The organism is Cupriavidus sp. UGS-1 (genome assembly GCF_021213615.1).
Taxonomy (GTDB): domain Bacteria; phylum Pseudomonadota; class Gammaproteobacteria; order Burkholderiales; family Burkholderiaceae; genus Cupriavidus.
Genome location: NZ_JAJQJF010000032.1, coordinates 1 through 18,982 on the forward strand (window position 1 = coordinate 1; position 18,982 = coordinate 18,982).

23 protein-coding genes are annotated in these 18,982 nt (G+C 68.1%); 18 read left to right on the top strand and 5 right to left on the bottom strand.

Annotation, left to right across the window (positions count from 1 at the left end):
* The 13 genes from LRR16_RS24075 to sugE form a co-directional block, all read left to right on the top strand.
* On the top strand, positions 1-191 hold a 191-nt coding region (locus LRR16_RS24075), incomplete at its 5' end, for a hypothetical protein (protein WP_232207327.1).
* 182 nt (positions 192-373) lie between these two features.
* Complete coding sequence (locus LRR16_RS24080; RefSeq protein ID WP_232207328.1) at positions 374-2,065, top strand: AMP-binding protein; 1,692 nt, start codon at positions 374-376, stop codon at positions 2,063-2,065.
* Between the two features lie 100 nt (positions 2,066-2,165).
* The gene (locus LRR16_RS24085; protein WP_064574607.1) at positions 2,166-2,585 is read left to right on the top strand and encodes a DUF488 domain-containing protein; all 420 of its coding nucleotides are present in this window, start codon (positions 2,166-2,168) and stop codon (positions 2,583-2,585) included.
* Between the two features lie 137 nt (positions 2,586-2,722).
* Positions 2,723-3,970, top strand: a complete 1,248-nt coding sequence (locus tag LRR16_RS24090; RefSeq protein ID WP_232207329.1) for a nucleoside recognition domain-containing protein — start codon at positions 2,723-2,725, stop codon at positions 3,968-3,970.
* A 409-nt stretch (positions 3,971-4,379) separates the two neighbouring features.
* Complete coding sequence (locus LRR16_RS24095) at positions 4,380-4,664, top strand: DUF1488 domain-containing protein (RefSeq protein WP_006579226.1); 285 nt, start codon at positions 4,380-4,382, stop codon at positions 4,662-4,664.
* Positions 4,665-4,786: 122 nt separating this feature from the next.
* Positions 4,787-5,824 carry a 1,2-phenylacetyl-CoA epoxidase subunit PaaA gene (gene paaA / locus LRR16_RS24100; RefSeq protein WP_006579225.1) on the top strand — a complete coding sequence of 346 codons (1,038 nt, stop codon included), beginning with the start codon at positions 4,787-4,789 and terminating at the stop codon, positions 5,822-5,824.
* Between the two features lie 41 nt (positions 5,825-5,865).
* Positions 5,866-6,153, top strand: coding sequence for a 1,2-phenylacetyl-CoA epoxidase subunit PaaB (gene paaB, locus LRR16_RS24105; RefSeq protein ID WP_006579224.1), 288 nt, complete (start codon positions 5,866-5,868; stop codon positions 6,151-6,153).
* A gap of 12 nt (positions 6,154-6,165) precedes the next feature.
* Entirely contained in the window at positions 6,166-7,017 is an 852-nt protein-coding gene (gene paaC / locus LRR16_RS24110; protein ID WP_006579223.1) for a 1,2-phenylacetyl-CoA epoxidase subunit PaaC, read from the top strand.
* A gap of 33 nt (positions 7,018-7,050) precedes the next feature.
* Positions 7,051-7,650, top strand: a complete 600-nt coding sequence (gene paaD, locus LRR16_RS24115; RefSeq protein ID WP_232207330.1) for a 1,2-phenylacetyl-CoA epoxidase subunit PaaD — start codon at positions 7,051-7,053, stop codon at positions 7,648-7,650.
* Between the two features lie 57 nt (positions 7,651-7,707).
* Positions 7,708-8,796, top strand: coding sequence for a 1,2-phenylacetyl-CoA epoxidase subunit PaaE (gene paaE / locus LRR16_RS24120; RefSeq protein ID WP_232207331.1), 1,089 nt, complete (start codon positions 7,708-7,710; stop codon positions 8,794-8,796).
* Positions 8,797-9,019: 223 nt separating this feature from the next.
* Entirely contained in the window at positions 9,020-9,811 is a 792-nt protein-coding gene (locus LRR16_RS24125) for a DUF1835 domain-containing protein (RefSeq protein ID WP_006578906.1), read from the top strand.
* Complete coding sequence (locus LRR16_RS24130) at positions 9,811-10,422, top strand: TetR/AcrR family transcriptional regulator (protein WP_006578905.1); 612 nt, start codon at positions 9,811-9,813, stop codon at positions 10,420-10,422. The genes LRR16_RS24125 and LRR16_RS24130 overlap by 1 nt, the downstream gene beginning before the upstream one ends.
* 163 nt (positions 10,423-10,585) lie before the next feature.
* On the top strand, positions 10,586-10,900 hold the full coding sequence (gene sugE / locus LRR16_RS24135) for a quaternary ammonium compound efflux SMR transporter SugE (RefSeq protein WP_006578904.1): 315 nt from the start codon (positions 10,586-10,588) through the stop codon (positions 10,898-10,900).
* 57 nt (positions 10,901-10,957) lie between these two features.
* On the opposite strand, the gene kefC is transcribed toward sugE, so the two are convergent.
* Together kefC and LRR16_RS24145 are read right to left on the bottom strand one after the other, a co-directional pair.
* Entirely contained in the window at positions 10,958-12,766 is a 1,809-nt protein-coding gene (kefC, locus tag LRR16_RS24140) for a glutathione-regulated potassium-efflux system protein KefC (protein WP_006578903.1), read from the bottom strand.
* Entirely contained in the window at positions 12,763-13,347 is a 585-nt protein-coding gene (locus LRR16_RS24145) for an NAD(P)H-dependent oxidoreductase (protein WP_232207332.1), read from the bottom strand. Before LRR16_RS24145 ends, kefC begins: the two co-directional genes overlap by 4 nt.
* A 333-nt stretch (positions 13,348-13,680) precedes the next feature.
* Here LRR16_RS24145 and LRR16_RS24150 point away from each other — a divergent pair, with 333 nt between their 5' ends.
* Positions 13,681-14,379, top strand: a complete 699-nt coding sequence (locus LRR16_RS24150) for a GNAT family N-acetyltransferase (protein WP_006578901.1) — start codon at positions 13,681-13,683, stop codon at positions 14,377-14,379.
* An 83-nt stretch (positions 14,380-14,462) separates the two neighbouring features.
* Here LRR16_RS24150 and LRR16_RS24155 read toward each other — a convergent pair whose 3' ends face one another.
* The 3 genes from LRR16_RS24155 to LRR16_RS24165 form a co-directional block, all read right to left on the bottom strand.
* Positions 14,463-14,954 carry an Lrp/AsnC family transcriptional regulator gene (locus tag LRR16_RS24155; RefSeq protein WP_006578900.1) on the bottom strand — a complete coding sequence of 164 codons (492 nt, stop codon included), beginning with the start codon at positions 14,952-14,954 and terminating at the stop codon, positions 14,463-14,465.
* A gap of 216 nt (positions 14,955-15,170) precedes the next feature.
* Positions 15,171-15,878 (bottom strand): EF-hand domain-containing protein, encoded by a 708-nt coding sequence (locus LRR16_RS24160; RefSeq protein WP_232207333.1) that lies wholly within the window; start codon positions 15,876-15,878, stop codon positions 15,171-15,173.
* Positions 15,879-16,092: 214 nt separating this feature from the next.
* Complete coding sequence (locus LRR16_RS24165) at positions 16,093-16,875, bottom strand: type II secretion system protein N (RefSeq protein WP_064574626.1); 783 nt, start codon at positions 16,873-16,875, stop codon at positions 16,093-16,095.
* Between the two features lie 250 nt (positions 16,876-17,125).
* Here LRR16_RS24165 and gspG point away from each other — a divergent pair, with 250 nt between their 5' ends.
* The 4 genes from gspG to LRR16_RS24455 all read left to right on the top strand — a co-directional run.
* On the top strand, positions 17,126-17,611 hold the full coding sequence (gene gspG, locus LRR16_RS24170) for a type II secretion system major pseudopilin GspG (RefSeq protein ID WP_006580210.1): 486 nt from the start codon (positions 17,126-17,128) through the stop codon (positions 17,609-17,611).
* A gap of 33 nt (positions 17,612-17,644) precedes the next feature.
* Positions 17,645-18,175, top strand: coding sequence for a GspH/FimT family pseudopilin (locus tag LRR16_RS24175; protein WP_232207334.1), 531 nt, complete (start codon positions 17,645-17,647; stop codon positions 18,173-18,175).
* Positions 18,172-18,606: a type II secretion system minor pseudopilin GspI gene (gene gspI, locus LRR16_RS24180; RefSeq protein WP_232207335.1), complete on the top strand. Its 435-nt coding sequence runs from the start codon at positions 18,172-18,174 to the stop codon at positions 18,604-18,606. The genes LRR16_RS24175 and gspI overlap by 4 nt, the downstream gene beginning before the upstream one ends.
* Positions 18,584-18,982: type II secretion system protein J (locus tag LRR16_RS24455; RefSeq protein WP_304524553.1), on the top strand; the 399-nt coding region annotated here is incomplete at its 3' end. The genes gspI and LRR16_RS24455, both read left to right, overlap by 23 nt.

Here is an 18,982-nt window from a genome sequence, read left to right on the forward strand (position 1 = left end):
TAAAGAACTCACGCGCCGGCTTTGCCGTTCGCGTCGCTGCGTTGTCAGCAGCAGAGAAACGAGATTATGCAGAACTTTTCGCTTCTCGTCAACAGGTTGTCAGCACTTTTTTGCTGCCGCTCCAGCATCGCAGCGCCTTCGCCTTCCCCGTCAACCCCGCCGCCGTTCGGCTGCGAGGGGGCGAATATTAAGGGACGGCGCAGCGAAAGGCAAGCAAATTAAGTAGAAACCCGAATTCGGCCTTGAAGTGCACCAAAGACGACAAATGTCGCACCGGTGACAGCATCGCTGGAACGCTTGGCCTAAGCTGGCGGCCCATATCTATAAGAACCTCACTGACTACGATCCAGTCAATCAGTCGAAGGAGACAACCATGACGCTGATCCCGAACGCCGGCCTGTCGCTGGTCGCTGGCGCCACCGATGTGCCGCTGTCGGACCAGACCATCGCCGAATTGCTGACCGCCACCGTGGCAGCCCACCCCGACGGGGAGGCGGTCGTCTTCCGTGAGCAAGGCATCCGCTGGACCTGGCGCCAGTTCAGCGAGCAGGTCGACCGCCTCGCCACCGGCCTGCTGCAGCGCGGCATCGCGCGCGGCGACCGCGTCGGCATCTGGTCGCCGAACCGGCAGGAGTGGCTGGTGACCCAATTCGCCACCGCCCGCATCGGCGCGATCCTGGTCAATATCAATCCGGCCTACCGGCTGGCCGAGCTCGAGTACGCGCTGAACAAGGCCGGCGTCCGGATGCTGATCACCGCCGCGCGCTTCAAGACGAGCAACTATATCGAGATGCTGCAGAAGCTGGCGCCGGAACTGGCCGACTGCCAGCCGGGCACACTGCGCGCGGCACGGCTGCCCGCGCTGCAATGGGTGGTGCGCATGGGCGAGGAAGACACCGCCGGCATGGTCCGCTATGCCCAAGTGCTGTGCACGCCCGATACCGCCCGGCTGGACGCCATCGGTTCGGCGCTCGCGCCGCACGACCCGATCAATATCCAGTTCACCAGCGGGACCACCGGCAACCCCAAGGGCGCCACGCTGACGCACCACAACGTGGTGAACAACGGCCGCTTCGTGGCGATGGCGATGCGTCTGACCGAGCGCGATTCGCTGTGCATCCCGGTGCCGCTGTACCACTGCTTCGGCATGGTCCTGTCGGTGCTGGCCTGCGTCAGCGTCGGCGCGCGCATGATCTTCCCCGGCGAAGCCTTCGACCCGCTGGCGACCATGCAGGCCGTGCACGAGGAACGCTGCACCGCGCTGCACGGCGTGCCGACGATGTTCATCGCCCAGCTGGACCACCCCGACTTCACGAAATTCGACTTCACCTCGCTGCGCACCGGCATCATGGCCGGCGCGCCGTGCCCGATCGAGGTGATGAAGCGCGTGGTCAAGGACATGCATATGGCCGAAGTCACCATTGCCTACGGCATGACGGAGACCAGCCCGGTCTCCTTCCAGAGCGCGACCGATGATCCGCTGGAAAAGCGCGTGGCGACGGTCGGCCGGGTACAGCCGCATCTGCAGTGCAAGATCGTCGACGAAACTGGACAGGTCGTGCCGGTCGGGGCCACCGGCGAGCTGTGCACCCGCGGCTATTCGGTGATGCTGGGCTATTGGGAGGACGACGCGCGCACGCGCGAGGCGATTCGCGACGGCTGGATGCATACCGGCGACCTGGCGACGATCGACGAGCAGGGCTATTGCAATATCGTCGGCCGGGTCAAGGACATGGTGATCCGCGGCGGCGAGAACCTGTATCCGCGCGAGATCGAGGAATTCCTGTTCCGCCATCCGAAGGTGCAGGCGGTGCAGGTGTTCGGCGTGCCCGATCCGAAGTATGGCGAGGAGCTGTGCGCGTGGATCGTGCTCAAACCCGGGCAGAGCGCCACCGAGGACGAGATCCGGGAGTTCTGCCGGGATCAGATTGCCCACTACAAGATCCCGCGTTATGTTCGTTTCGTCGACGACATGCCGATGACGGTCACCGGCAAGGTGCAGAAGTTCGTGATGCGGGAGACCATGATTCGGGAACTGGGGCTGGAGCCGGCGGCAACCGCCTGACGCTTCGTCGATGCCGTGGCGGCGGGCGGGTATTCATTGCGCGCCGCCGCGCCGGCCGTTTGCCTACACCGCACGCATCGCCAAGACAGGAGCGCCCGCCATGGCCGTCCACATCGTCAGGCTCGGAACCCCACGCAGCGCCGGCGAGGGCTTGCGCATCGGCACGGTACGCAGGCCACCTCGGGGCGTGCCGCGCAGCGAATACGCGAGCCGGGACTTCTACGATGTCTGGTTCCCGCTGCTGTCACCGTCCCCCGAACTGGTTGCCGAGGCCAAGCACGCCCAGCATGAGCAGGACGACAAGGCCTGGCGCCATTTCGAGCGGCGCTTCCAGGCTGAGATGGCGGAGCCCGAGGCCAGCCGCACGCTCGACCTGCTGGCCGCGCTGTCACACCAGACCGATTTCGCGATCGGCTGCTATTGCGAGGACGAACAGCGCTGCCATCGCTCGATCCTGCGCAAGCTGCTGGCCAAGCGGGGCGCGGCTCTGGCCCAGGGTGCCCAACCAGCAACCGACTGACGAGGCCGCCACGCCACAGGCCGCAGCAAGCGGCGCGCTATGATAGGCGCCTTGCGCGACACGCGCCCGTCCTTGCGGCTCGTCCTGCGGGCCGCGCCCCCGCTCTGCCCCGTGCGCCGTTATTTGCCACCACGCCCATGGCATTGAACCTGGTCTGGCTGTCCTTTTTCCTGTCCGCCTTCGCCATCGGCTGCGTGCGGCTGGCGCATGGCGATACCGCCATCTTTCCGGCCATGCTGGCGAGCCTGTTCGACAGCGCCCGCACCGCCTTCGAAATCTCGCTGAGCCTGGCCGGCATCATGGCGCTGTGGCTGGGCATCATGCGGATCGGCGAGCGTGGCGGCGTGGTGCAGGGCTTTGCGCGCGTCGTCAATCCGGTGCTGCGCCACCTGTTCCCCGGGGTTCCGCAAGGCCATCCCGCGCAGGGCGCGATGATGATGAACGTTTCGGCCAATATGCTGGGGCTCGACAACGCCGCGACGCCGCTCGGCCTGAACGCGATGCGCGAGCTGCAGACGCTGAACGACAAGCCCGACACCGCGACCGATGCGCAGATCATGTTCATCGTGCTCAATACCGCGGGGCTGACGCTGATTCCGACCTCGGTGATCGCGATGCGGCAGGCGGTCGCGCTGAAGCAAGGGCTGGTCGGCTTCAATGCCGCCGACATCTTCCTGCCGACGCTGCTGGCAACGGGCGTGTCGTGCCTGGCCGGCCTGGTCGCCGTGGCCTGGACGCAGCGGCTCAATCTGCTCAAACCCGCGATCCTGGGCACGTTGCTGACCATCGTGGCCGCGCTCGGCGGTCTGGCGGTGTGGCTGCGCCATGCGCCGGCGCCGCAGGTCGACACCGTCACCGCGCTGGCCGGCAGCCTCTTCATCCTGGGACTGATCGTGCTGTTCCTGTTGTGCGGGGCCGTGCGGCGGGTCAACGTCTACGAGGCCTTCGTCGACGGCGCCAAGGAAGGCTTCGGCGTGGCGGTGCAGATCATTCCTTATCTGGTCGCGATCCTGGTCGCGATCGGGCTGTTCCGCGCCAGCGGCGGCATGGACTGGCTGATGCAGGCACTGGCGGCCGGCATCGCGGGCCTCGGACTGAACGCCGACTTCGTGCCGGCGCTGCCGGTCGGCCTGATGAAGATATTGTCCGGCGCCGGCGCCCGCGGCCTGATGGTCGACGTGATGACGACCTACGGCGTCGACTCCTTCCAGGGCAAGCTGGCGGCAATCATCCAGGGATCGACCGAAACCACCTTCTATGTGCTCGCCGTCTATTTCGGCAGCGTCAATGTGCGCCGTACCCGGCATGCGCTGGGCTGCGCGCTGTTCGCCGACGCGGTCGGCCTGGTCGCCGCCATTGGCATCGCCTATCTCTTCTTCCATTGACGGCAGTGGCTGCATGGGGACAGATGACTGTTGCACCGACACAACAAAATCGTGCCGATTGCGGCCGCCTTCGGGTTTTTTGGTATGCAGACCTTGGTGCGTCGCAGCAAGCCGCGTATAGTGAAGTCTGTCTCCTCCACCACCTCGGTGGATTCCAGCCCGCGCACAACCTGCGCGGGTTTTTTTTCGTCCACATCATGCGGCCGAGGACGAAAGCTGTCCGCCTGCGTTGGCGAGCGGTTGCTGCAACGCAGCAGACGCAATACCGCGAAGTAAGCGGGTACTCGCTCCCGGAGGCGCGGCGCAAACCCGGGCACGGAACCGTCGGCCGCCGAGGCGCCCGGCTGGCGTGTGCCGCCCGATATCCTAGAATGGTCGTGACCCCCGTCTCTTTCGGCCGAGGCACGCCATGTCTGAGATCCTGTTTCCCAGCAGCGTCCCCACTTACTGCGCAGCCAGCCTGACGCTGTCGTGTCCCGCCACCGTCAACGGTCAACCGTCCCGTTATTCGATTACCGCCGAAGCGCTCGAGTCGCACTTCGGCGCACGCTCGCCTCGCGAGGAAGATCTCGTACGCGCCTTCACCGACCACCGGCCGCGCATCGAAAGCATCGCCCAGTCGCTGTTCGAGCTGACCCGTTCGCGCAACATCGTGCTGCGCAGCGGACACGTGCGCTTCGTTCCCGAATCCTGATCGCAAGCCGTATCGGAGCGGCCTTGCGGCGCCCGCCAATTAATTGACCGAACGGTCGGTTTATATATAATGCTTCCTACCGCTCGGCCCTTGCATGGCCGAGACCCGCCAGAGGAGGCGTCATGTACACCCAAAGCCTGGATCTGCCCCAACCGCCGCTGCCGGCCGGCACGCCGCGCGCGGCCAGCGAAGGCGCCAGCCCCATCGACGATGCCGAGGCCCAGGCCGCGTTCGACGCGCGCCTGGCCGCGGACGGCAAGATCGAGCCGCAGGACTGGATGCCGGCCGCCTACCGCAAGACGCTGGTCCGCCAGATTTCGCAGCACGCGCATTCCGAGATCATCGGCATGCTGCCCGAGGGCAACTGGATCACGCGCGCGCCGTCGCTCAAGCGCAAGGCGATCCTGCTGGCCAAGGTGCAGGACGAAGGCGGCCACGGTCTCTATCTGTATTCGGCGGCCGAGACGCTGGGCACCTCGCGCGACGAGATGGTCGATGCCCTGCATCGCGGCAAGGCGAAGTACTCGTCGATCTTCAACTACCCGACGCTGACCTGGGCCGACGTCGGCGTGATCGGCTGGCTGGTTGACGGCGCGGCGATCATGAACCAGATCCCGCTGTGCCGCTGCTCCTACGGTCCGTACGCCCGGGCGATGATCCGCATCTGCAAGGAAGAGTCGTTCCACCAGCGCCAGGGCTTCGACGCGCTGCTGGCGATGATGCGCGGCACCGATGCGCAGCGCGAGATGGTGCAGGACGCGGTCAACCGCTGGTGGTTTCCGGTGCTGATGATGTTCGGCCCGCCCGATGCGGCGTCGACCAACAGCGCGCAGACGATGGCCTGGGGCATCAAGCGGATCTCCAACGACGATCTGCGCCAGAAATTCGTCGATGCGACCGTCGAGCAGGCCAAGGTCCTCGGCGTCACGCTGCCGGACCCGGGCCTGCGCTGGAACGAGGAACGCGGCCACTATGACTATAGCCCGCTGGACTGGGACGAGTTCTGGCGGGTCATCAACGGCGACGGCCCGTGCAACCGCGAACGGCTGGCGACGCGCGTCAAGGCGCACGAGGACGGCGCCTGGGTACGCGAGGCCGCGCTGGCCCACGCCGCCAAGGTGGCGCGGCGCGAGGCGGCCCAAGCCCGCGCAGCGGCCTGAGCCGAGCGCTCCAGCAAGCCGGCCGACAGGAGACCAGCAAGATGACGCAAAAGGAATGGCCGCTGTGGGAAGTATTCGTCCGCAGCAAGCAGGGCCTCGAACACAAGCATTGCGGCAGCCTGCATGCCGCCGACGCGCACCAGGCGCTGCGCATGGCGCGCGACGTCTATACGCGGCGGCAGGAAGGCGTGTCGATCTGGGTGGTGCCGTCGTCGGCGATCACCGCCAGCGTGCCCGACGAGAAGGCGGAGCTGTTCGACCCGATGGCCGACAAGATCTACCGGCATCCGACCTTCTATCAGCTGCCCGATGAAGTCAACCATATGTAACAAGGGCCGCGCATGACCGCCACGCTCAGTTCCCCCACGTCGCCGCTGCTGGCGAGCCTGCCGCTCTCGCGCACCGCCGGATGGCAGTACGTGCTGCGGCTCGCCGACAACGCGCTGATCCTCGGCCAGCGCAACGCCGAATGGTGCGGCCACGGCCCGGTGCTGGAAGAGGACATCGCGCTGGCCAATATCAGCCTGGACCTGATCGGCCAGGCGCGCCTGCTTTATGCGCGCGCCGGCGAACTGGAGGCCGAACTGACCGGCCGGGCCCGCCACGAGGACGACTACGCCTACTGGCGGGGCGAGCGCGAATTCCGCAACTGGACGCTGCTGGAGTTGCCGCACAGCGGGCCGCTGGCAGGGACTGCCTCGTCGGACCGGGATTACGCCGTCACCATCGTGCGCAACTTCCTGTACAGCGCGCTGATGGTCGAGCTGTGGGGCGCACTCGAAGCCAGCCGCGATGCCGGCCTGGCGGCGATCGCGTCGAAGTCGATCAAGGAAGCGCGCTACCACCTGCACCACGGCGCCGACTGGCTGGTGCGGCTGGGCGACGGCACGGAGGAATCGCACGCGCGCACCCAGCGCGCGCTGGACCATCTGCTGCCCTATATGAACGAATGCTTCGCGGCGGATCCGGTCGAGCAGCAAGCGGCAGCGCAGGGCATCGCGGTGCCGACGGCGGAGTTGCGGCCCGCCTGGCAGGCCACCGTCGAGCAGACCGTCGCGGAGGCCACGCTGACGCTGCCCGCCGCCACCGCCTTCGTGTCGACCGGCAAGCAGGGCCTGCACTCCGAGCATATGAGCTATCTGCTGGCGCAGATGCAGAGCCTGGCCCGCGCCCATCCCGGCGCGCACTGGTAACGCCGGACGCCGCGCGCATCGAGACCAAACCCCATGCCAGCCACGCTGACCCACTCCGATACCCGCGTGCATGCGCCGTACGCCGATGCCGACGCGCCGGCGCACGCCGCCCGCGTGGCCCGCGCGTGGACGGTGCTCGAAGCCGTGCCCGATCCCGAGATCCCCGTGGTGTCGATCCGCGACCTGGGCATCCTGCGCGAGGTGGCGGTGGCCGATGACGGCGCGCTAGAGATCGTGATCACGCCGACCTATTCAGGCTGCCCCGCGATGGCGGAGATCGCCGAGGACATCGGCCGCGCGCTCGACCGGGCGGAGCTGGGCCCGTGGAAGATCCGCACCGTGCTGGCGCCGGCGTGGACCACCGACTGGATCACCGCCGAGGGCCGCGACAAGCTGCGCGCCTACGGCATCGCGCCGCCGGCGCGCTGCGCCGACCACGGCGTGCAGGCCCGGCCGCTGCGCTTCGTGCCGCGCCACCGCGCCACGGGCGGCCGGGCTGCGGATCACGTGGCCTGCCCGCGCTGCGGCAGCGCAGACACGGAGCCGCTGTCGCAGTTCGGCTCGACCGCCTGCAAGGCGCTGTACCGCTGCCGCGCCTGCCGCGAACCGTTCGACTACTTCAAACCGTACTAGCCACTGGACCCAGGCGGGCCGTCCCGCTTGCGCCGCGGCCCACTGTCCCTCGCCGCCATGACCCCTCAGTTCCATCCGCTGCGCGTGGCGCAGGTCCGCCCCGAAACCGCCGACACCGTGTCGGTCGCCTTCGAGGTCCCGCTCGAACTGCGCGACGCCTACCGCTTCAAGCAGGGCCAGTTCCTGACGCTGCGCACGTCGATCGACGGCGAGCAGGTGCGGCGCTCGTACTCGATCTGCTGCGGCGTACAAGACTACGACGAACGCGGCGAGCTACGCGTCGCGGTCAAGCGGGTCGACGACGGGCTGTTCTCGAACTTCCTGCACGACGCGGTGGTGCCGGGCCACACGATCGACGTGATGACGCCGGACGGCCGCTTCCATGTCCCGCTCGACCCCGACGCGGCGCGCCACTACGTGGCCTTCGCCGCCGGCAGCGGCATCACGCCGGTGATGTCGCTGATCCGCACGACGCTGGCGGTCGAGCCGAACAGCCGCTTCACGCTGGTCTACGGCAACCGCAATGTCGACAGCATCATCTTCGCCGAGGCACTGGACGACCTGAAGAACCAGTATCTGTCGCGCCTGACGCTGTACCACGTGCTGTCGCGCCAGCCGCAGGAGGTCGACCTGCTGCACGGCCGGCTGGACCGCGCGCGAGTGAAGGCCTTCCTCGAGACGCTGATCCCGGTCGAAGACATCGACGCGGCCTTCGTCTGCGGACCGGCCTCGATGATCGACGACGTCGAGGCCGCGCTGAAGGAAGGCGGCCTGGACCCGCACAAGATCCACGCCGAGCGCTTCGGCGTGCCGCTGGCCCAGCCGCGCCGCCAGCCCGTCAAGGTGACCACCGACGAGGCCGGCACCGCGCAGCTGGTGGTGGTGCTCGACGGCAAGCAGCACGCGATGCGCATCCCGCTGCAGGACGCCAACGTGCTGGACACCGCGCTGGCAGCCGGTCTGGACCTGCCCTATGCCTGCAAGGGCGGGGTCTGCTGCACCTGCCGCGCCAAGGTGCTGGAGGGCAAGGTCGAGATGGAGAAGAACTACACGCTCGAGCCGTGGGAGATGGACAAGGGCTTCGTGCTGACCTGCCAGGCACGGCCGCTGACCGAGCGCGTGGTGGTCAGCTACGACGAGCGATAGGCCGATCGCGATGGCGTCCGGTTGGCGCCGCGCTGCGCGCGAGCGCACGCACCGCCGCCGTCCCCCAGCGATGCATGGTTAAAATGGCCGCTGCCTGAAATCGGACATTCGATCGGACACCCGACCGGACGGCCGCGCGCCGCTGGCCCGGATACCGCGCCAGTCCTGGCCGCCGGGCAGGCGCGGTGCTGTTGAGCCGTCTTCTCCATATACAATCACGGCCATGCAATACATCCACGTCGTCAACGGTGACATGGCGGGCAACACGCTGCGCCAGGCGCTGGCGCAAGCCGCCCGTCCGGACCCCGTCGTCGTGCTGCGCGACGACCTGGCCGTCGGCCCGATCGCCGACGTGGACAGCAGCGGCCTGATCCGCTCCGGCTTCTGGCAGCGCGTGGCCCCGCACAGCGAGATCGACTTCGCCGCCGAGATGCGCCAGGCGCTGGACCAGCTGCAGGGCCTGCGCCAGAGCGAGCCCGAGGTCGCGATCTGGCACGGCCAGAGCGCCTCCGACCAGCTGATGCTGCGCCGGGTCGTGTTCCACCTGTACCAGAGCCCGCAGCGGATCAACGAGGTCGCGATGGACAGCCGCGAGCTCGACGGCACCACCCAGGGCAATCTGACCGCGATCGGCATGTATCCGGCCGCCCGGCTGGCGCGCCGCTTCTCCACCATCGCGCCGGTCTCGGTGCTGCGCCTGGGCCGGCTCGGCTACGAGTGGCAGCAGAACGTCAAGGAAAACGCCGACGTGCGGCTGTGGAAGGGCAATACGCTGGTGCCCGCGGCCTACCACACGGTCGACGAGGTGATCCTGGAGCGCGCGCCGCTCGAATGGACGCCCGCGGCCCAGGTGGTCGGCAGCGTGATGGGCGCGATCGAAGGGCTGCTGGCCAGCGACTGGTTCGTGTTCTGGCGCTGCCGCGAACTGATCGGCGCCGGCCAGATGGTGCTGCGGGGCAATGCCGATTCGCTGCAAAGCTGCGAGCTGCGGCGCAATCTGACGGCCGATTCCTGATGGCCCGTACCAAGGCGCCCGACTTCGAGGCCCAACGCGAACAGATCCTCGAGCTGGCCGCGGCGGCGTTTGCCGCCAGCAGCTATCCGAGCACGTCGATGGCCGACCTCGCCGCGGCCTGCGGCACCTCGAAGGCGCGGCTGTACCACTACTACGAGAGCAAGGAAGCGATCCTGTTCGACCTGCTCGACCGCTACACGCGCCGGCTGATGCTGATCGTCACCGAGGTCGAGGCCGAGGCCGAGCGCCAGGGCCACAGCGAACGCGACAGCTTCGCCAACCTGATCCGTGCCTTCCTGGCCGAGTACGAGACCTCGCAGACGCGGCATATCGCGCTGATCAACGACGTCAAGTTCCTCGCGCCCGAGCAGCGCGACATCATCCTGAAGCGCGAGCGCGATGTGGTCGCGGCGTTCTCGCGCCAGTTGCGGCGCGCCTATCCGGAGCGGGTCACGCGCGAGAACCAGACCGCGCTGACGATGACGGTGTTCGGCATGATCAACTGGACCTTCACCTGGCTCAAGCCGGGCGGCAAGCTGTCCTATGCGGACTTCGCCGAGATGGTGATCGAGCTGCTGGCGGGCGGGCTGCCCGGACACGGGCGCGCCTGACATCGCGGCATTGCCGCGATAGAATGCCGCCTGCGCCGGGGACGACCCCGCGCCGCCGCGGAAAGCCTTCGAAACACGTTCGAACACCTTCGAATCCCTTCCATCCAGCGGCGCCCGACCAACCGGGGACGGCCCCGATGCCTCGACACCATCGCAGCCCATCATGCCCTGGATCTACGTTCTGCTCGCCGGCCTCACCGAAATCGCCTGGGCCACCGGCCTCAAATACTCCGAAGGTTTCTCCCGCCTGTGGCCATCGGCCTTCACCATCGTGACGATGGTGGTCAGTTTCTGGCTGCTGTCGCTCGCCATGCGCGCACTGCCGCTCGGCACCGCCTATGCGGTCTGGACCGGCATCGGCGCGGTCGGCTCGTTCGCGGTCGGCATCCTGCTGTTCGGCGAATCGGCCAGCTTCTGGCGGCTGTTCAGTGCCGGCCTGGTGCTGGCCGGCATCGTCGGCCTCAAGCTGTCGTCGTAACCAGGGCCGCAACCGGGGCGGCGGCGCGCGGCGCCCCGGTGCCGGATCACCACCGGATCACGACCACTCGGCCTCCTCCCGCCGGCGCCGCTGCTCGCGGTCCTGCCTGAACATCTCCTCGAGCTCGTCGCGCGCCTGCCGCGCCAGCGACACCATCGTCTTCTGATCGGTGTAGTGCGGGTAGAAGCGGTCGATCGCGGCGATGTTGTGGCGGCGGAATTTCATCGCCGCCGCGCGGGCCTCGGCCGGGTCCAGCCCCAGGCCTTCGAGCACGCGCCGGCCCAGCATCAACGAGCCCTCGAACATCTCGCGCTCGAACAGTTCGACGCCGCGGTCCTTCAGCAGGTAGACGTGCGACACATGGCGGGCGCGCGCGTAGATCCGCAGATGCGGAAAGCGCTGACGCACGCGGTCGATCAGCGCCAGGCTCTCGTCCATGCCGTCGACGGCGACCACCAGAATCTTCGCCTTCGCCGCGCCCGCGGCTTCGAGCAGGTCCATCCGCGTGGCATCGCCATAGAAGACCTTGAAGCCGAACTGGCGCAGGAAATCGATCTGATCGGGGTCGTGGTCGAGCACCGTCACGCCGATGCCCTGCGCATACAGCAGGCGGCCGACAATCTGGCCGAAGCGGCCGAAGCCGGCGATCAGCACCGGGTTGTCCTGCGGCTCGATGGTGTCGTCCGCCCGCTGGCGCAGCTTGCCGGCCCGTGGCGCGACGATCTGGTCGTAGGCCAGCAGCAGCAACGGCGTGGTCACCATCGATAGCGCCACCACCAGCACCAGCAGCGCGGCGATGTCCGCCGGCAGCAGCCCGGCCGCGCGCGCCACGCCGAACACGACGAAGGCGAACTCGCCGGCCTGCGAGATCAGCAGCGCGAACAGCAGCCGCTGGCCGCGCGCGATCTCGAAGCGCGGCGCCAGCAGCCGCAGCACCAGCACCTTGGCGCCGACCACGGCGGCGACCAGCCCCAGCACCTGCCACGGCTGCTGCGCCATCACGCCGAAGTCGATCGACATGCCGACCGCCATGAAGAACAGCCCCAGCAGCAAGCCCTTGAACGGCTCGATGTCGGCCTCGAGCGCGTGGCGGTATTCCGAATCGGCCAGCAGCACGCCGGCGAGAAAGGTGCCGAGCGCCATCGACATGCCGACCGCTTCCATCATCGCGGCGATGCCGACCACCAGCAGCAGCGCGAACGCGGTGAACATCTCGCGCATGCCGGTGCGGGCGATGAAGCGCAGCGCCGGACGGACCAGATAGCGGCCGCCGACCACCACCGCGGCGATCACCGCCACCGCCTTGACGGCACCGATCCAGGCCTGGCCGTCGGCGGGCTGGGGGCCGTCCAGCGTCAGCATCGGCAGCAGCGCGATCATCGGGATCGCGGCGATGTCCTGGAACAGCAGAATGCCGAAGCTTGCCTTGCCGGCCGGCGTGGCGAACAGATTGCGCTCGCCGAGCGTCGCCAGCGCGATCGCGGTCGACGACAGCGCCAGCCCGAGGCCGGCTACCAGCGCGACCTGCCAGCTGGCGCCGAAGGCCGCGGCCAGCGCGCCGATCAGCAGCGCGCAGCCGGCCATCTGCAGCGCGCCATAGCCGAAGATGGTCTGGCGCAGCGCCCACAGCTTGCTGGGCGCCAGCTCCAGGCCGATCACGAACAGCATCAGCACGACGCCGAATTCGGAAAAGCTCAGGATCGATTCGACGTCGGTGACCACCCGCAGCGCCCACGGCCCGATCGCCGCGCCCGCGAGCAGATAGCCAAGCACCGCGCCCAGCCCGAAACGGCGCGCCAGCGGCACGGCGACCACCGCGGCGACCAGAAACACCAGCACCACGCGCAACGCATCATGCGGATTCATGCGAGCTCCAGCCTGGCGGCGGTGCTCGCCGCGTTTGCCGAATCGCCGGCGCCGCCATGGCCGAGCGCGGCCATGACCTCCGCGATCACGCGCTGCACGCCGGACTTGTCCAGCCGGTACGCGTCGTGAATCGCGATCGGGGCGCGCCACGTCATGCCGCATTCCAGCGCCATCTGCTCCAGCGGCAACAGGAACGAGGCCAGCGGATGCCGATGCACGCCTTCCGGTGAATAGCCCTCGTCGGTCCCACGCGTGCTGGCCACCACCAGGCAGGACTTGCCGCGCAGCGCGGTGCCGCCCGGGCCGTGGGCCCAGCCGCGTTCGAGCACCTCGTCCATCCACAGCTTCAGCAGCGGCGGGACGCTGAACCAGAACATCGGAAATTGCAGCACCACGGTGTCGGCGCACGACAGCGCGCGCTGCTCGGCGACCACATCGATGTCGTAATCGGGATAACGCGCGTAGAGATCCCGTACGTCGACATCGGGTAGCGCGGCGAGCGCGTCGGCCAGCGGCCGGTTCACATGCGAGCGGCGGGCGCGCGCATTGGCATAGATCACAACGATGGGTCGGGCGGGCATGATGTGAAGCAGACCTTACTTATACCGAGGCGGCCGCGTCGCGTAGAACGGTGCAGCACGCTGCGGCGTTGCAACATTTCCACACCACGCGGCTGCTGAATCGGCAAGCAAGTGATTGATTTTTAATGGATTGCGAGAATACAAGGGGGCAAGGGCGCGCTCTGCGACGCACCATGCTTACGTCAAACTGACAAATGCACTACAATACTTTTCGCGTTGCAGCAAGATAGGATTTGCCCCATCCATTAGGAAATCGCATTCGGATGGTCTACTTTGACAAGTCTGCTTGCCGCGATGTGACGTTTATACCCTGAATCGCCCAAGGAACAGAAAGTGAATCCGCTCGAACTGAGCAAGGCCGTCGGTGCCCTGACCGACGAAGATCTTCGCAAAGCAGCCGCTGCCTCGCAGGCCGCCCAGCGTCCGACCATTCTGGTGCGCGAACTGGCAGCCCAGCATCGCTCGCGCCTGCTGAAGCATTTTCTCGCGCTCGGCGAGGAGGATCGCCTGCTCCGCTTCGGCCAGTCGGTGGGCGACCATGTGATCGAGGCCTATGTCGACAGCATCGACTTCGACCACGACACGGTGTTCGGCGTCTACGACGAACATATCGAGCTGGTCGGCGTCGGCCACTTCGCCAATCTGCGCGACAACGCCCAGGGCCGCGTGGCCGAGTTCGGCGTGTCGGTGTCGCAGAGCGCGCGCGGGCGCGGCATCGGCAGCGCGCTGTTCGAGCGCGCCGCGATCCACGGCCGCAACACGAATGTGCGCACGCTGTACATGCACTGCCTGTCGCGCAACGCCGCGATGATGCATATCGCCAAGAAGGCCGGCATGAAGGTCCAGTACGCGTACGGCGAGGCCGATGCCTATCTGGAACTGCCGCCGGCGGACACCGTCAGCCGCCTGACCGAGGCGATCGACGAACAGGTCGCGGACCTGGACTATGTGGTGCGCCGCAATCTGCGCGACGCACGGCGCTTCGGCCAGCGCTTCTGGCGCTCGATCATGCCGCAGAAGAGCACGGCCTGATTGGCATCGACATCGGTCCACAGCAAAACGGCGCGCCGACTGGCGCGCCGTTTTTCGTTGGGCCCCTGCTCCGGGCCCAAGGCTCAGCCGCCGATCACCGGCAGCGCCGTGGTGTCCTTGATCGATTCGAGCGCGAAGCTCGAACGCACGTCGATCACCGCCGGATGGGCCAGCAGCTGGTCCTTCATGAAGCGGGCAAAGTGGTCCATGTCCTCGACGTAGACCTTCAGCAGCAGGTCCATCTCGCCGGTCATCGCATGGCAGGCGGCGACCTCGGGCCAGATCGCGATGGCCGCGCGGAACAGGTCCAGCGGGGCCTTGCCCTTGGGCGCCCCACCGTGCTTCTCCAGGCGGACGTTGATATAGGCCAGCAGGCCCAGCCCGATCTTGCCCGGCTCCAGCAGCGCCGCGTACTGCCGGATCACGCCGATTTCCTCGAGCCGGCGGATGCGCCGCAGGCACGGGCTCGGCGACAGGCTGACGCGCTCCGCGACTTCGAGATTGGTCAACCGCCCGTTGGTCTGCAGCACCTCGAGTATCTTGCGGTCGATCTTGTCCAGCTCCACCTTGCTCACGATATTGTTGCTCCGCAATAAGACAGTCAGCAATTTTTTTGCGCAAATTTAGCAAGACAGGCACAAGGTTGCAATTTATTGTGCGTTGACGTGTCGTATCGCGGCGCCAACGGCAAAGACAAAGCGCGCGGCCCTTCCGGACCGCGCGCTTTTCCATTGCCTATTGCCGCTGTATCGGCCTCACCGCGTTGCCGCGGGACGCCGGGCAGTCACCGCTCAACCGCCCTCGGTCGACGGCACCGCCGGGTTGTTCGGCTGCGTCGGCGGCGTGCCGGTGTTGCCCGGGGTGCCCGGCTGACCCTTGATGCCGTGGTGGTGGCGCTGCATCCGCTCCATCCGCTGCATATGGACCTGGCGCATGCCGGCGCCGATTTCGTCGCGCGTCAGCTTGCCGTCCTTGTTGGCATCGAGACGGTCGTAATGGCCCGCCATGCGCGGCATGCCGGCCTCGGCTTCCTGCTTGCTCAGCGCGCCGTCGCCGTCCTTGTCGGCGGCCTTGAAGCGCGCGTCGAAGCGCTCGCGCATCTGCTGGCGGTGCTGCGCGTGCTGGGCCTTGTGGTAGGCGCGCATTTCATCCTTGTCGATCTTGCCGTCCTTGTTGGCATCGACGCGGGCGAACATCGCGTCGGCCTCGGCCTTCGAGATGGCGCCGTCGCGGTCGGTATCGGCCGCGCGCAGCGACATGCCGCCGTGATGGCCGTGGTGGCCGTGGTGGCGATGCTGACGGTGGTGATGGCCGTCGGCACGGTGACCCTTGTGTGCCGGCCCGGCTTCGGCCGCGGAGGCCGCGGCTTGCGGCACGCCCTGGGTGGCGGGGGCCTGCGCCTGGGTCTGCGCGATCGCGCTGCCCCCGATCGCCAGGAACACCGCCGAAGCGGCCAGCAACTGGTGAACAGGGCGCGGCTTGATGGTGTTTCGTGACATGTCTGTTTTCCTTGTTTCGGTCGACTGGTCGGATTGACCATGTACCGATTAGAACGCAGACGATGGCGGGAAGTTGGCCGGATTAATAGGATGTTACGCGGCTCACAGAATCGGCCCGGGGCTGTAAACGGCCGCAATACCGGAGCAATACAGCGCGGTACGAACGCGATACAGAAGCACGGGATACCGCTTCTTCGCGTCGCTCTTCGCCCGTTCAGCCCTTGGACATCATCGCCGCGTCGTCGCCCTGGTTCATACCGGGATTCATGCCGGGATTTATGCCCGGATTCACCGCGGGGTTCATGCCCGGATTGATGCCGGGGTTGGTGCCGGGATTCACCTGCGGCGGCGGGACCTGCCCCGCCATGCCGGGATTCGGCGCCATTGCGGGCGGCGGCTGATACGCCGGCGGAGCGACTGCGGCAGGTGGGGCGGGAGGTGGAGCGGAAGGTGCGGCGGGCACCGGCTGCGTGGCCGGCGTCGACAGCGGCGCCGCCGCGCCCGATGGCGGGGTGGCCAACGGCGCCGGCGTGGCGCGCGGCGGCGTGCCACGCGCCGCCAGCGGCCGGGCCGGCAACGCGATGGTCTGGCGCGCGCCATTGCGTTCGATCACGACCGCGCGGTCACGGATCTCGACCAGCCGGATCTGCGGCGATAGCGCAGCCCCGGCGCGCAGCGCCTTCGGCGGACCGTTGTCGATCGACACCACCGCCGCTCCGCCGCCGGCCGGGTCGGCGATCACGCCGAGCAGCTGCACATCGCGTACGCCGGCCTGCGGACTGCCGCCGAACAGCGTGGCGATGGCGCCGGTCTCGACCGCCTCGGTCTGCGCGACCCGGGCGGTCTTCGGCACGGGGATCGTATCCATCGCGCTGAACGTCAGCGCCCACCGCGTCGCCAGCGCGCACAGCGCGACGAACAGCAGTAGCGTGGCGACACGGGGCAGCCAGGCGGCGCCGGCATCGAAGCGGAAAGCGGATGGCAGGGACAGTGGCACGAGATCGCGTCGGGCGGTCCGTCACGGGCCGCCGCAGGTTGTCGATGGCGGCAAGCGTAACAGAGCGCCATGGCGATTGTCTTGCGGCCGGCATGACGGCGGCCCACGCGCAAGGACGGCGGCGATGTCGGTGCCTGTCCGGTACCGAGGCGTCACAAGCCGCGGGTATACTGGGCGACCATCCCACCGGTGCGCGACGCGGTCGCGGCGCCGGCTTCGACTCCGTCGACAACCTAGGCCTGAAAACCCGATGCGCAGAAACACTCCGTCCCGCTCCGCCCTCGTCCGAACCAGCCAATCCGGCGCCGCCCGCCTGCGCCGCCGCCGTGCCGGCTTCACGCTGATCGAGATCATGGTGGTGATCGTGATTCTTGGCGTGCTGGCGGCACTGGTCGTGCCGAAGATCATGAGCCGCCCGGACGAAGCGCGCATCGTCGCGGCCCGCCAGGACATCTCGTCGATCATGCAGGCGCTGAAGCTGTACCGCCTGGACAACAGCCGCTATCCGACCACCGAGCAGGGACTGGCGGCGCTGGTCACCCGGCCGACCACCGAGCCGATCCCCAACAACTGGAAGGGCGGCGGCTATCTGGAAAAGCTGCCGCGCGATCCCTGGGGCCAGCCGTACCAGTACCTGAACCCCGGCGTGCGCGGCGAGATCGACGTGTTCAGCTTCGGTGCCGACGGCCAGGCCGGCGGCAACGGCAACGACGCCGATATCGGCAACTGGGACTAAGCGTCCCGCCGCAGGCCGACGCCCGTCTTCATCATGGCCACCGGCCCGCACCGCCCACAACACCCTCGGCGCCCTCACCGCGCCCGTTGCACGCGGCTGCCGCACAGGCGGCCGCGCGGCTTCACGCTGATCGAACTGCTGGTCGTGATGGTGCTGGCCGGCATCGTGGTGGCGATGGTGGCGATCAACGCCACGCCCAATGAGCGCGGCCGCGTTCTCGACGACGGCCAGAAGGTGGCTCGCCTGTTCGAGCTCGCGCAGGAAGAGGCGCAGCTGCGCGCCCGGCCGCTGGCCTGGGAGGCCGACCCGCAGGGCTGGCGCTTTCTGGAGGCCACGCCTTCGGGCTGGATGCCGCTGCTCGACGATGTGTTCGCGCCGGGCCAGTGGCGGCTGCCGCTGGACCAGGTCGCGGTGACCGCCGGCGCCGCCGGTCAGGCCGGCGCGCGGCTGGTGTTCGGCCGCGAATGGATCGATGCGCCGCGGCAGCTGGTGCTGGTACGCGGCAACATCCGCGTCGAGGTAACCGGCGACGGCACCGGCCGCTATTTCGCCAGCGCGCAATGACTCCGCCCCGCTCCATCCGCCGCGCCCGCGCTGCTCGCGCAGCAACGCCGAGCCGCCGGCGCGGCTTCACGCTGATCGAGGTACTCGTCGCGCTGACGATCCTGGCGGTCGCGCTGACCGCCGCGATGCGGGCAATGGGCTCGATGATCGAGGCCGGCGGCTCGCTGCAGCAACGCATGCTGGCCGGCTGGAGCGCCGACAACCAGTTGGTCGCGCTGCGCCTGACCAAGACCTGGCCCGAACCCGGCACGCGGGGGGCGCCATGCCCGCAGGGCGGTATCGCGCTCTATTGCGAGCAGACCGTCGCGCCGACCCCGAATCCCGCCTTCCGCCGCGTCGAGATCGCGGTCTATCCGTCCGCCGAGGACCGCTCGGTCAGGCTCGCCTGGCTGGTCACCATCGTTCCCAATGAAACGCGCAACCTGCTCTGAGGCGCGTGGCTTCACGCTGATCGAGATGCTGGTCGCCATCACGCTGCTGGCGGTGATGGCGGTGATGGGCTGGCGCGGCCTGGACGCGATGACGCGCGGCCGCGAGCGCCTGGTCGACCATGACCAGCGGCTCGACGCGCTGAAGCTGCTGTACGGGCAGTTCCAGACCGATTGCGAGAACCTGGCACGCCCCGAGGCGCTGCAGCAAAGCCCGGTCGAGCTCGAGGACGGCCGGCTGCTGCTGGTGCGCGATCGCCGCGAGCCGGGACTGCCCGGCGCGTGGCAGGTGGTGGCCTACCGCGTCGAGAACGGCGCCGTGGTGCGCGCCGCCTCGCCGCCGCTGGACAACCGCCAGGGGGTGCAGGCGGCGCTGATC

What these genes read in the sequence shown, in the direction of transcription:
- LRR16_RS24080 (WP_232207328.1), top strand. Translation starts at nt 374, where the DNA reads ATGACGCTGATCCCGAACGCCGGCCTGTCGCTGGTCGCTGGCGCCACC.
- LRR16_RS24085 (WP_064574607.1), top strand. Translation starts at nt 2,166, where the DNA reads ATGGCCGTCCACATCGTCAGGCTCGGAACCCCACGCAGCGCCGGCGAG.
- LRR16_RS24090 (WP_232207329.1), top strand. Translation starts at nt 2,723, where the DNA reads ATGGCATTGAACCTGGTCTGGCTGTCCTTTTTCCTGTCCGCCTTCGCC.
- LRR16_RS24095 (WP_006579226.1), top strand. Translation starts at nt 4,380, where the DNA reads ATGTCTGAGATCCTGTTTCCCAGCAGCGTCCCCACTTACTGCGCAGCC.
- paaA (WP_006579225.1), top strand. Translation starts at nt 4,787, where the DNA reads ATGTACACCCAAAGCCTGGATCTGCCCCAACCGCCGCTGCCGGCCGGC.
- paaB (WP_006579224.1), top strand. Translation starts at nt 5,866, where the DNA reads ATGACGCAAAAGGAATGGCCGCTGTGGGAAGTATTCGTCCGCAGCAAG.
- paaC (WP_006579223.1), top strand. Translation starts at nt 6,166, where the DNA reads ATGACCGCCACGCTCAGTTCCCCCACGTCGCCGCTGCTGGCGAGCCTG.
- paaD (WP_232207330.1), top strand. Translation starts at nt 7,051, where the DNA reads ATGCCAGCCACGCTGACCCACTCCGATACCCGCGTGCATGCGCCGTAC.
- paaE (WP_232207331.1), top strand. Translation starts at nt 7,708, where the DNA reads ATGACCCCTCAGTTCCATCCGCTGCGCGTGGCGCAGGTCCGCCCCGAA.
- LRR16_RS24125 (WP_006578906.1), top strand. Translation starts at nt 9,020, where the DNA reads ATGCAATACATCCACGTCGTCAACGGTGACATGGCGGGCAACACGCTG.
- LRR16_RS24130 (WP_006578905.1), top strand. Translation starts at nt 9,811, where the DNA reads ATGGCCCGTACCAAGGCGCCCGACTTCGAGGCCCAACGCGAACAGATC.
- sugE (WP_006578904.1), top strand. Translation starts at nt 10,586, where the DNA reads ATGCCCTGGATCTACGTTCTGCTCGCCGGCCTCACCGAAATCGCCTGG.
- kefC (WP_006578903.1), bottom strand. Translation starts at nt 12,766, where the DNA reads ATGAATCCGCATGATGCGTTGCGCGTGGTGCTGGTGTTTCTGGTCGCC.
- LRR16_RS24145 (WP_232207332.1), bottom strand. Translation starts at nt 13,347, where the DNA reads ATGCCCGCCCGACCCATCGTTGTGATCTATGCCAATGCGCGCGCCCGC.
- LRR16_RS24160 (WP_232207333.1), bottom strand. Translation starts at nt 15,878, where the DNA reads ATGTCACGAAACACCATCAAGCCGCGCCCTGTTCACCAGTTGCTGGCC.
- gspG (WP_006580210.1), top strand. Translation starts at nt 17,126, where the DNA reads ATGCGCAGAAACACTCCGTCCCGCTCCGCCCTCGTCCGAACCAGCCAA.
- LRR16_RS24175 (WP_232207334.1), top strand. Translation starts at nt 17,645, where the DNA reads ATGGCCACCGGCCCGCACCGCCCACAACACCCTCGGCGCCCTCACCGC.
- gspI (WP_232207335.1), top strand. Translation starts at nt 18,172, where the DNA reads ATGACTCCGCCCCGCTCCATCCGCCGCGCCCGCGCTGCTCGCGCAGCA.